Origin of the sequence: Puniceibacterium sediminis, assembly GCF_900188035.1 — a bacterium.
GTDB lineage: Bacteria > Pseudomonadota > Alphaproteobacteria > Rhodobacterales > Rhodobacteraceae > Puniceibacterium > Puniceibacterium sediminis.
In genome coordinates this window covers 19,031-31,322 of sequence record NZ_FZNN01000032.1, presented here as the reverse complement: position 1 = coordinate 31,322, position 12,292 = coordinate 19,031, and the positions used below count along the sequence as shown (strand labels likewise).

At 58.9% G+C, this 12,292-nt stretch carries 8 protein-coding genes; all 8 read left to right on the top strand.

The annotated features are described in order from the left end of the window. The coding region (locus CHB75_RS21885; protein WP_217898815.1) for a hypothetical protein at positions 1-191 on the top strand (191 nt) is incomplete at its 5' end. A gap of 269 nt (positions 192-460) precedes the next feature. Continuing rightward, positions 461-745: a hypothetical protein gene (locus CHB75_RS19935; RefSeq protein WP_089273757.1), complete on the top strand. Its 285-nt coding sequence runs from the start codon at positions 461-463 to the stop codon at positions 743-745. A 192-nt stretch (positions 746-937) separates the two neighbouring features. Further along, positions 938-1,120 carry a hypothetical protein gene (locus tag CHB75_RS19930; RefSeq protein ID WP_089273755.1) on the top strand — a complete coding sequence of 61 codons (183 nt, stop codon included), beginning with the start codon at positions 938-940 and terminating at the stop codon, positions 1,118-1,120. 47 nt (positions 1,121-1,167) lie between these two features. Next, a complete protein-coding gene (locus CHB75_RS19925; protein ID WP_089273753.1) occupies positions 1,168-2,442 on the top strand; it encodes an NHLP bacteriocin system secretion protein in 1,275 nt (424 codons plus the stop codon). Continuing rightward, entirely contained in the window at positions 2,439-4,634 is a 2,196-nt protein-coding gene (locus CHB75_RS19920; RefSeq protein ID WP_281253245.1) for an NHLP family bacteriocin export ABC transporter peptidase/permease/ATPase subunit, read from the top strand. The genes CHB75_RS19925 and CHB75_RS19920 overlap by 4 nt, the downstream gene beginning before the upstream one ends. Positions 4,635-4,636: 2 nt before the next feature. Then, entirely contained in the window at positions 4,637-7,420 is a 2,784-nt protein-coding gene (locus CHB75_RS19915) for an NHLP bacteriocin export ABC transporter permease/ATPase subunit (RefSeq protein ID WP_089273751.1), read from the top strand. A 23-nt stretch (positions 7,421-7,443) separates the two neighbouring features. Then, positions 7,444-7,956, top strand: a complete 513-nt coding sequence (locus CHB75_RS19910; protein ID WP_089273749.1) for a cyclic nucleotide-binding domain-containing protein — start codon at positions 7,444-7,446, stop codon at positions 7,954-7,956. A 329-nt stretch (positions 7,957-8,285) separates the two neighbouring features. Beyond that, positions 8,286-12,266, top strand: a complete 3,981-nt coding sequence (locus CHB75_RS19905; RefSeq protein WP_089273747.1) for an ATP-binding cassette domain-containing protein — start codon at positions 8,286-8,288, stop codon at positions 12,264-12,266. Positions 12,267-12,292 lie beyond the last annotated feature (26 nt).

Below are 12,292 nucleotides of genomic sequence, written 5' to 3'. Positions count from 1 at the left end.
GCCCTCATCATGGCGGCGTTGTGCGCTGCCTTCATCCCGAAACACAGGCCGTCAACTTCCCAAATCTTCGTCGGATCAGGTTGTTCAGCCTGAACTATCGGGCGCGGGGCAAAGGTTCGTTGAACCAATCGTTCGCGGGGCTGTCGTGCGACGCTACACCATTGGTGCAGCAAGAACGGACGCGAAGATGACCCGTTATCTGGGTGGCGTTTGACATCCCGCGACTGCGTTTCATGCGCGTATTGCAAGTGAGAAATGACCGCAATTCCGGCCCCAGACCAATTCCCTTGGTCGCCAACCAGGCCCGGCTGGGACGACAGGTCAACCAATTGGGATGTTTCGTCAAGAAAGAGCAGCGAAGCACGCAAGCGAATTGTGTAACATTCAGGCGCGGCGTCCTGTGACCCGCGGCTATCGGTTTTTGTCGACCGTGGTTCATAGACAAAAAAGGATTTTCCACATGCAAGCAGTCAGCCCAACTGTTCCAGAAATCTATGCACAGATCTGCAGCTCGCCTGCTCTTTTTGAAGAGCTGATGCAAATGAGCGACCGCCAGGAGTTGGTTGAGCGGGTCAGCAGCATCGCGCGCGGTGCCGGTCGCCCCGATATGACACCCGAGGCCGTCTCTGTGATACTCGACAATGATTTTGGCGGATTGATGAACCACGAAGACCTAAGCGACGAAGAGTTGGAGTTGGTCTCTGCCGGGACTTCCAACAGTTGCGAAATGGAATCAAATGTTTGACAAGAGGTGCGGGCCTTCCTTGTCTGCCTTGGTCATGGATGGAAAGCGGTAAAAGAAACAACTCATGCGGAGCAATGATCCCATGAGCGATACCAAACCCGCCATCCGCGAAATTCATTCACAAGTCAAAAATACGCCGAATGCATTTGCATAGCTGTTAGGGCTTCAAGACGGCGAGGAATTGCTCCAACGGTGCTCGTCCAGATCTGCTGTGACGCCGGTCGTCGGGACATTACGGTCCAAGAGATCGACCGCTTTCTTGACCGTGAGCTGGGCGATACCCTTCAGGACCTGATTGGGGATGACGGGCTGAGCGACGACGCGCTTGAGCTGGTGGCTGCGGGTGGTGGTTCCGAAATGATCTCACCGGAGTAAAATAATCACGCCTGATAGCCATAACTATATCAAGGTCTTCTGCCATCATGAGTGGCGCTAAGCCCCAAAACCGCTTATTCCGGAAGACGGCGCTTGAGCGTCTTTCCACACCAGATCAACTGGACCAGTTGGTGACTGTGAATGGTCCGCGCACCTGGCTGGCCACGCTGTTGATCGTCGCCCTTTTGTCAGGCGCAATTGGCTGGAGCGTCGTCGGCACGATCCCATCCTATGTAACGGGCGATGGAATGCTGGTGGAGCGTAATGGCGGTGTTTTTGCCGTCGTCGCCCCGCAAAGCGGCCGCATTACTGCACTTCATGTTCAGGTCGCTGATCAGGTCAGAGCAGGGGATATTGTCGGTCGTCTTGATCAGCCCGAGATCGAGGTGCAACTCAAGCAGGCTCAGGACGTCGTCACGGAACGCGCGGAGGCCCTGCAAAAGCTGCAAAAATTATTTGCGGAAGAGGCCGATTCAAGCCACCTTCTCAGACATGCCTTGCGCAGAAACTTGTCGGAATTTCTGCAATCCGCGCAGGAACGTCAGGACGATCTGACGGCACAGATGATTGACATGGACAAGCTTGAGGCCGGCGGGCTTGTTGTGCGCGACCGTGTTGTGGCCACCCGCGACCGGCTGCGCCAGTCCGAGCAGGATGTGAGATCGACCAGAAGTGAACTCATCGCACTGGATCTGGGGGCCAGCCAGCTTTCCGCCCGGCAGGAACGTGAATTGCTGGCCTCTGAAACGCAGCTGCAAGATGCGCGGCGCGAACGCGACAGGCTGCAAAGCCTGCTGGAACGGACCGGAACCCTCAGGGCAGAAGTCTCGGGGCGGGTGAGCGAGGTCAAGGCGACGGTCGGGATGCGGGTCACTACAGATCAGGCCATCCTAAGCCTTGCTCAAGGTCAAGGTGGTCTTGAAGGAGTCGTATTTCTGCCGTCCGACACCGGTAAGTCCGTGGAATTGGGACAGTCAGTTGCCCTGCAGCCCGCCAACATCAAGAAAGAAGAATTTGGCGGAATCATCGGCACGGTCGCGTCGATTTCGCAATATCCGGTCAGCCCCGAACGGATCCGTGCGATCGTCCAGAACGAAAGCCTGGTACAGCGGTTTTCGGCGCAAGGTCCCCAGTACATCGCCAGAATTGATCTGGACACCGACGTCACGACCGCAAGCGGTCTGCGCTGGACATCAGGCAACGGGCCGCCGACCGATATCACTGCAGGAAGCCTTGCCAACGCGGAAATAATTGTGCGCCGCCGCAAGCCGATCGAGTTGGTCATTCCGGCCTTGCGCAAATACACCGGGCTGACATTTTGACAGCCGCGCCCCCCGCCACAAACCAGTTCAAACCAAAAGGGCCGAGGATCTTCCATCGCGCCCGCTGCCCGTCCATCTTGCAGATGGAAGCAGTGGAGTGCGGCGCCGCCTGTCTGGCGATGATCCTGGGCCACTACGGGCGCTGGGTGCCTTTGGAAGAGTTGCGCATCAAATGCGGCGTGGGACGAGACGGCTCTAAGGCCAGTAACCTGTGCAAGGCGGCCCGGTTTTATGACATGAACGCCAAGGGTTTCAAAAAGGAACCCGAGGGACTGAAAGACATTCAGCTGCCCGCGATCATCCACTGGAACTTCAACCACTATGTTGTGCTGGAAGGCATCAGTCAGAGCCATGCCTGGCTGAATGATCCTGCCTCAGGGCCGCGCCGGATATCTCGTGCGGCGCTTGATGAGTCATTTACCGGTGTCCTGCTGGCCTTTGCGCCTAATTCGGAGTTCCAGAAGTCGGGCCGCCGGACAAGCACCTGGGGCATGATCTGGCAGTACATGGGAAACTCGCGCAGCGCTTTGGGCCTTGTGGCGATCCTGACACTTGCGCTGGTCATTCCGGGCATCGTGATACCTGCTTTTGCCCGGATATTCGTGGACGACATCCTGATTGCGCAAAGGGAAGATTGGTTGGTCCCGCTCGCGTTGTCGATGGCGGCGACGGTCCTGTTGCTGGGCGTAAACACCTGGCTGCAGCAATTTCTGCTGCTGCGGATGGAACTGAAACTGTCGTTGTCCATGGCAAGCCGTTTGCTGGACCACATCCTCAAACTGCCGATTGCCTTTTTCAACCAACGCGCCCCCGGTGAGCTGGCCAACCGGTTGGCGGCCCCGGGGCGGGTTGCCGCGCTTATCTCGGGGCAGTTGGCTTCGGCGTTTCTTGGGGCGATCACGGCGGTCTTTCTGGCGGGGGTCATGCTGATTTACGATCCCGTCATGGGTAGCGCCATCGTGCTGATCACCATGGTCAACTTCATGGTGCTCAAGGCCGTGTCTCAGCGCCAGGAGATCGGGGTGCAGAACCTGATGCAGAGCCAGGGTGCCATGTTCGCCAGAACCGTGGGCGCCATTCGGTCCATCGAAAGCATCAAGGCCGGGGCGCTGGAGTCCGAGATGTTTTCCACCTGGTCCGGCTATCAGGCCAAGGCTCTGAACGCAGGGCAGACGGTTGGCCGGACGTCCGCCATGATCGCTGTCATGCCGACTTTCCTTTCGGCGTTAACTGCGGTGGTCGCCTTGTGTTTCGGGGCGCTGAGGGTCATCCAGGGGCAGATGACGCTGGGGGATCTGGTCGCGTTTCAACTTTTGGTTGCGGCGTTCACCTTGCCCATTTCCAACCTGGTCGGTTTTGGCAGCAAGGTTCAGATGATCCGCTCTGATCTGGCCCGGATCGAGGACGTATTTCGGTATCAACCCAATCCCACGTTGCCCGGTTACGGCACACAGCAAAGCGGTTTTGGACAACTGCGCGGCGAGGTTGCGGTGCGGCACGTCAGTTTCGGCTATAATCCGTTGGATCCGCCGTTCATCCGCGATTTTTCATGTGTCCTCAAGCCCGGACGTCGGATCGCGCTGGTCGGGGGATCGGGCAGTGGCAAAAGCACAATCGGTCGCATCGTCGCCGGTTTGATGGATCCGGACGAGGGCGAAATCCTGTACGACGGCATTCCGATCGGATTGATTGATCGGACAATTCTTTCCGGGTCCGTTGCCTATGTGGATCAGGACATATTCCTGTTTGAGGGCACGATACGCGACAACCTGACCCTTTGGGACGACAGTATCTCCGACGCCGTGATCTGGGCCGCGCTGCGCGACGCGCAATTTGCGGAAGAGATCGAAAAACGGCCCAACGGGCTGCAAGCCCATGTAACCGAAGGCGGCATGAATTTTTCCGGCGGTCAACGGCAGCGGCTGGAAATCGCCCGCGCGCTGGTTGGGGAGCCGTCGGTTCTGATCCTGGATGAAGCAACTGCCGCGCTTGATCCGGTTACCGAAGCCTTGATCGACGATGCCTTGCGTCGGCGCGGGGTCACTTGTGTGATCGTCGCGCACAGGCTGAGTACCATCCGCGATTGCGATGAAATCATTGTTCTGAAGCGCGGGCGCGAAGTTGAAAGAGGCACCCATGACGTGTTGGTTGCTGCAAAGGGTGAATATGCAGCCTTGCTGGAGACGCAGTAGATATGGCGGTGCGTCCCTTCATAGCCGTTTCCAACCGGGACGGCTGGCCTGAAAGCCCGGCTGGGCCATTGGTCTCGTGCAATGCAAGTGCGCCGATCTTTGCCGATCCGGGAGACCGCGCCTGGGTTGTTGAAAAGGGAAAGGTCTATCTTTTTGCTCTGATCATAGCGCCGGACGGACAGGAAAGCGCAAGACTGGAAGTGTTCGAAATTGACACCGGTGATCTGATCATAGGGATGCCAGACATTCTGGACCCCGACAAAGGTCGCTCAGATCAGGTTCGGCTGCTTATGGTTGGATCGCTGTCCTGTCAGCTCCGACAGGTTGCACGTGACACACTGATCGAGAGCGAACAGGCCGCTGCGATCATGGCATGGGCAGAACGGCTTGTCGGTTTTCTGGGGCGGCAAGAGAACGATAACCCGGCAAGCGCGGCACTGGCAAAGATCCGTGACGGGGATGTGGCCACGGGGTTGGCCACCCTGTCCGAGCAGGTCATGACCCATGCAAGCCACATGATCGGTGAAAGGGAGGATGCCGCGCGGGACAGGATGGCGCGGCGCGGCGCGCTGGAAATCTCAGTCCAAGACGCAGATCTCCAACGCGCCAACGCAATTCTTTCAAATCGTGATGCGCATGCTGACCAGATCAACAGCCGGACCACGGACCCGATAGCCAGGTGTTTCGGCATGGTCGCTGTCGCCCTTGGTGCTGGGGAGGTCTCGTTGTCGCATCCGTCCCTCAAAGGTGGGTTTGATTCACGGCTGCGCGCATTGGCTACGATAAACGCAATTCGCCTGCGACGCGTCCTGCTCAGGGACGATTGGCATCAAGCGGACAATGGACCTTTGATCGCCTTTCAGGGCGATCCGCGCTACCCTGTTGCCCTGCTGCTGCAAAAAACCGGAGCATACAGCATCTACGACGGCAGCACCGGAGATGTCCGGAGGCTGTCGCCAGCCGAGGCCCAAACTCTTGAAGGCGAGGCGTTTGCCTTATACCCGACAGCGCCAAGCGCACCGCAAAATCTGGGCACCCTGCTGCGTAACGCTCTTGGCCGCAATCTGCGCGAATTTTCCTTGGTGATCCTGATGGGGGTTCTGGTCGGGCTGCTGGCGTTGGCAACCCCGCTGATCACCGGCTATTTGGTGCGCGATGTGATCCCGCGGGCCGAAGTCAGCCGCTTGGCCGAAGCCGCGCTTGGCCTGTTCATGATCGCATTGGGGGCGGCGGCGTTTCGACTGGTTCAAGCGATCAACGTTCTGCGACTGGAAAGCAGGATCGACCATTTCCTGCAAGCTGCCGTATTTGATCGGCTGATCATGTTGCCCGCAGGCTTTTTTGGCGGTTATTCAGGCGGCGATCTGGCGGATCGCGCGCTTGCCATCCAAAAGGTCCGGACGCTGCTTTCGGGCAATATGATCCAGGCGCTTCTGTTGGGGATCTTCTCCACGACCAGCTTTATCTTGTTATTCTTCATCAATTGGCGTCTCGCACTTATCGCAACGGCTTTTGTAGTCTTCCTCAGTTGCATGATCGCCGGGCTGACGGTGATGCAACGCCGCGCCCAGGCGGACATCGTGCGCAATCAGGGGGCGCTGGACGGGTTGACGGTGCAGCTTGTCAGTTCAGTCGGAAAACTACGGACCGCCGCCGCTGAACGACGCGCCTTTTCCCGCTGGTTGGTCCGGCTGCTTGATCAGAAAGAACGTGAACGACACGCTCAGAAGTGGGCGAACTGGACGGAAACGCTCAGTGCAGTCATTCCAGTCCTGTCGTCGATCGTTGTCTTTGTATCGGCCGCGATGATACTGAAGTCGATGGCGCAGACGGCGGCGCTGGAGGCGCTTGTTTCCAGTGATCCGGGGGCACAATCCCCCGGCACCCTGAGCACGGCGGATTTCATTTCTTTCAATGCCGCCTTTGGGCAGTTTCTGGCGGCCTTCATCGGTATTGCGCTGGCGCTGTCAAACCTGACCGAGGTCGCGCCGCTGCTGAACCGCATCAAACCTATTCTTGAGGCGGTTCCCGAACGCATCGGTGGCTTTACCGACCCGGGTAAACTGTCGGGCGACGTCGACTTTCGTAACGTTAGTTTCAGCTATCTTGAAAACGGACCTGTGATCATCGACCGATTGGATCTGTCCATCAGGGCGGGTGAATTCGTGGCGATTGTCGGCGCATCGGGTAGCGGAAAATCAACACTTGTGCGTCTGTTGATCGGGTTTGAAACGCCCGGATCCGGCGAGATTCTGTTCGACAGCAAGGCGCTGTCGGATCTGGATCTGGGCGCGGTGCGCGCGCAGATCGGTGTGGTTTTGCAGGCAGGGCGGATCAACCCCGGATCAATTGCCAGCAACATCATCGGCGCTACCGGGGCGGGCGTCGAGGACGCGTGGGACGCCGCCGAATTGGCAGGTCTGGATAAAGAAATAAAGGCAATGCCGATGGGGATGCACACGGTGCTGGTCGATGGAGCGCAAACCCTTTCGGGCGGGCAACGCCAGCGACTGATGATCGCCCGCGCTCTTTTACAGAAACCCGGCATCGTGATTCTGGACGAGGCTACCTCGGCGCTGGACAACCGCACACAGGCCATCGTGACCGAAAACCTGAAGCATCTGAACGCCACGCGCATCGTCATCGCTCACCGTCTCAGCACCATCGCCAAAGCGGACCGGATCGTCGTCATGGATCGCGGTCAGGTGGTTCAGTCGGGCACATATGATGACCTGATGGCGACAGATGGATTGTTCCGCGATCTTGCCACCAGACAGCTCGTTTGAACCGAAAAAGGAAAAAAGACGCGATGCGCAAAGTTCTTTATATCATGGGTCAGCTGGACGACCACGACATCACCTGGCTGGTCAAGAATGGTCGCAAGCGCAATACCACCGCCGGCAACGTCCTGATCGAACAGGGGGTCAAAAGTGACGATATGTATATCGTGCTGGAGGGGCACCTGCACGTATCGGTCGACGGCATCGGTGTCGTGGCCGAACTGGGCGTCGGCGAGATCGTTGGCGAAATGTCATTCGTGGATTCAATGCCGCCTTCGGCGACGATCCTCGCTAAGGATGTGGGGGTTGTCCTCTGCATCGATAAGCAGGACATGCGCGAAGAGCTTGACGATAACACAGGATTTTCCAGCCGGTTCTACCGCGCTTTATCGCTGTTTCTGGCGGATCGCTTGCGCAGCTCACAAGCCAAAACGGCGGGCAGCGCTGTGGAGGATGATGAACTGGACGAAAACCTGCTCGACACTGTGTCCTTTGCGGGGGAAAATTTCAACCGCATGATCCAGCGTCTGGCAGGCCACTGACCGGTACAGCGGCGGCCGCGGCCAGAGCTTCCTCATCGGCGATATTGTTGCACTCTGTCCAAAGGCCCGGTTGATTGCGGATGGACCGATAAAGCTTGATGATCTGGGCGCACGTCATGTCAGGCTAATTGTTTGGCTCTTTTGTCTCTGGGACACCGCTGATCGGGTGTCCTTTCCAGGTGGTAAACCTTCAGTATCCCACAGCGTGACCCAACACGCTCAAACTGCCAGCAGTCCCAATCTTTATACGATCCGTCCCGCGTCTGTTGGCATCTTGCCCTTGCCTGATGCATCCTTTGGCCTGATATTCTTGGCAGGTGCATGATTGAATGCGTGATTTTTTCAGCAGGCGACAGGTCTGGACGCCGCACCGCTATCAGTTTCAAACCACGGAATGCGGCGTCGGAGTGCTGGGCATCATCCTTGCGCATTACGGACGGGCGGTTTCAATGGAAGAAATCCGGCGCGTCACCGGCGTGTCGCGTGATTGCCTGAACGCTGCCGATATCGTTGCCGGTGCCCGTGCCTTCGGTCTTGAGCCAAAGGTGCGACGATGCGAACCGGAGACATTGGCGCAAAACGGGTTCCCCGTGGTTGTTCATCTGAATTTCATCCATTTCGCCGTGGCCGAAGGGATGACATCAACACATGTCCTTTTGAATGACCCCCACACGGGACGACTGGACCTCGGCCAAGACGCTTTCAGCGACAGTTTCACCGGCATAGCAATCACCTTTACCCCGACCGAGGCATTTAATCGCGATCCGGGAGCAGGCGAACATGACCCGGCTGTCTGGCAGCTGCTGCGCCCGTATCTGGCGGGGCTGGCGGGGGCACTGGGCGGCCAGTTGGTGTCGGCGCTGGCGCTGATCTGGCTGGCAGTCGAGATGTTTCAGGGCTCATCCGCCGTCGCCGCCGTGGCCCTTTTCGCGATGGGGATGATCGCGCGAAACGTCCTGCTGGCACGCATACAGTGCCGTCTGGAGACAAGTCTGTCCGCCGCACTCCTGAGCCATATCATGCGGCTGAACACCGAGGTCCTGAACTATCGCATACCGAGCCGCTTGGCCGAGGTTGTGGCGGCACCACACCAAATAGCCGAGGCGATCCTAGGGTCATTGGCACCACGTTGGCTGGACATTTTGTCTGTGCCTGTCCTGCTTGTCGGACTGGCCTATGTCGCTCCCGGGGCCGTTGTCGTTGTCGCCGCGATCACAGGATTGATCGGGCTGTGTTACGCCATGACGCTGCCATGGCAGAATGGCCGGATGATGCCATTGACAGCCAATGGCGTCGATCCGGCCGATGGCCTTGCCCGTAAAATAGCTCAGCCACGGTTGTGGAAATTTGCCGGGGGCGACCGCAATTTCGTGACGTCCTCCATGGGCAGTCTGGCCAGCAGGCAGCTGGTGCTTTTGAATCGGCATGTCAGCGACACTGCCAATGACCTTCTGGCAGGTCTGACGATACCGATGCTCTTGGGCGGCGCGATCCTGTGGTTCTGGTCACAGCCGGATTCGGGCACGCTTCCCCAGATCCTGTTCCTGACTCTTGCCCTGGCGCTGCCTCTAAGCCGTCTCAAACAGGTGCGCGGTCAGTGGCGCATTGCAAACCGGCTGTTGGCAGATGTCCGGGACATACAGGCGGCACCGGAGCTTGGCGCAGATGCGCCGCAGCCCTCCGATGCGCCCGACTCCGGACCTGTGTTGATGGCGCAAGACGTCATCCACGGGTTCAGCCGCCGAAAACCAGCACGGCTGCACGGCCTTTGCCTGGCGCTGAACGAAGGAGAGCAGTTGGGTATAACCGGCCCGTCGGGCGGTGGGAAATCGACAGTTGGGCGTGTTCTTGCCGGGCTCATTACCCCGTGGACCGGCCAGGTGACGTTTCTGGGTTCGCCCGTTACCCACCGGCATCGGCCCGTCTGGATCGACAAGCAAACCGTTTTCTTCAACGCCAGTTTGCGCGACAATCTCACGCTGTGGGATGACGCCGTTCCGGACGAGGACATTCAGGCAGCGTTGGAAATTGCCTGCATCGATACCGAAGTAAAATGTCGACCACAGGGTTTGGAGACCCTGATGGACCCGAAAGTTTCAACCTTCAGCGGCGGTCAGTTGCAGCGGCTCGAAATCGCGCGTGCGGTATTGCGCAAACCAAAGGTGATCATTCTGGATGAGGCGCTGGACGCGCTGAACCCCTCGATCGAGGCGCAGGTGCGTAACCACCTACGGCAGCAGGGAATTTCGCTCGTCGTTATCAGTCATCGCCGATCCACACTTGACGCCTGCGACAGGGTGCTGACCGTTCAGGACGGTTGCATTGTCGATGGTCTGGACGGTGCCGCGCAAGTGCGGCAGGCACGGCCGCCCATCGATCTGGACCTGCCCGCCGCCGCCGCCGGGCCACCCGCCGGATTGCAGGATGCCTTCAACGCCGTCACGCGCGAAATGGGACTGAGCCAAAGCGCAAGGGGCACAACGCTGACCCAGCTTGCGGACTCAGCCGATGTATTGTTCCGCACACAACAGTTCACCCCACACCATTGGCGCTTTGAACATGCGCCCTCGATCCTGCTGGACGACAATGGCGGCGCGACCGCCCTGGCTAGGGGGCAGACAAAACGACTCCCGGCCAAGCGTCGCGGCGTCGCGCTATATGACGTTCGTGATCAGGCGACGCGTCCCCTGCGGGCCGTGCTCGCAAGGGCGCTGTGGAAGGCTCGGCGCGACGTGGCTCGCATGGTCGCGCTAGCCGCTGGTGTTGGCGCGGCCCTCTTCGTCTGGCCGCTCGCGCTGAGCCAGCCGCCTACATCGATGACGACGGCCGGACTTGCCTTGGTGCTGGAGCTTGTCGGACTTGGGATGATGCAGATCGCGGGCCGGATCGCCGCGGTTCGCATGTCTCTTGTCTTTGAGCGGCAGTTGCTTTTGCAGCTGCTTCTGAGATGCCGCACCATGCAGACCGGCGCGTTGGAGCGGATCTCGTTTTCGCGGCTGTTGAATGCAGTGAAAGCCGTTGGGTACCTGGCCGAGTCTGCCAGGACCGACGGACCCGCTGCCCTTTACGCGCTTTGCCTGAGCGTCCTTGGATTGGCCTATATCGCAGTGATGCACGGCCCAGTGCTGACGGGATTGGCTCTGGTCTGCGCGCTCACCGCCTTTGCGCCCGGCATGGCTGCGCTCACACTCAGACAGATGAACGCTCGATTTCGTGACGAGAACACGCATCTGCAAAAATTGACTGCACAGCTGATGGCGGGTTTACCGCGACTTCTGACGCTTGGGGCGGACAAAGCTGTTTCTGATCATTGGCGAACCCGGCAAAGCGCTCGCGCTACAACGGCGCTGGCGCTCTGGCAGCGGCTGGCCGTGATCCGTGTGATGCCTTGGGTGATTGCTCTGGGCGGTCTCACCACGATGGGTATACACACGCATCCCGCAACAGCTCTTGCCAGTTTGCTGGCGCTGGTCGGGGCGGCAAATCTGGGTCGGTTGGGAGGTGACATGGTCATGGCGTCTTCGCGCCTGAATGACCTGCGGGATCTGTTGGACACCCCGCAAACCGCAGGCGGACATCAGATCGCCAAAGCGGCAGATCTTGACGTTGTGAGCGTCTCCCATGCGTTCGATGGACATTCGGTGTTGTCGGATATTTCCGCCTATCTCAAACCGGGATCCATAACCGTTCTTGCCGGCGCTTCGGGCAGTGGCAAATCCACGCTGCTTGATCTTGTCCTGGGTGTGAAGGCTCCTGTGTCAGGCGATATCCGCCATGGGAATGTGTCGGTCAGGGATCTCGACGAATTGGCGCGCGACAGGAACATCGGCGTGGTATTTCAAAACGACCATCTGGAAACGGCGTGTACCCTGCGGGCCCAGCTTGCGGTCAGTGAAACGGTCAGTGTCGCCCGTGCCTGGGACCTGCTGGATCAAGCCGCACTGGCCGAGGATGTCGCGGCAATGCCGATGGGGCTGCAGACTATCGTCGACTTCAACACCATATCCACAGGGCAAATGCAGCGTTTGCTGATCGCCAGACAGCTTGCGGCGGATCCGGCACTCCTGATTTTGGACGAAGCAATGAATGCGGTTCCTGACGATATCGAGGCGCGGCTGATCGCCAGTTTTCGGGATCTGGGACTCACCTGTCTGATAGTCACACACCGGGAAAGCACGATCCGACTGGCAGACGCGGTTATTGTTCTGGCTGACGGTAAGGTCGTGCATGACGGCGACCCTGACATCGCTTTGGCCCGGCCCGAGTTTCGGCGGGTGTTGGACAAAGAACGCCATGTGTTCTTGTCGTGACCAGAGCTCTCGTCGTCATCATGTCC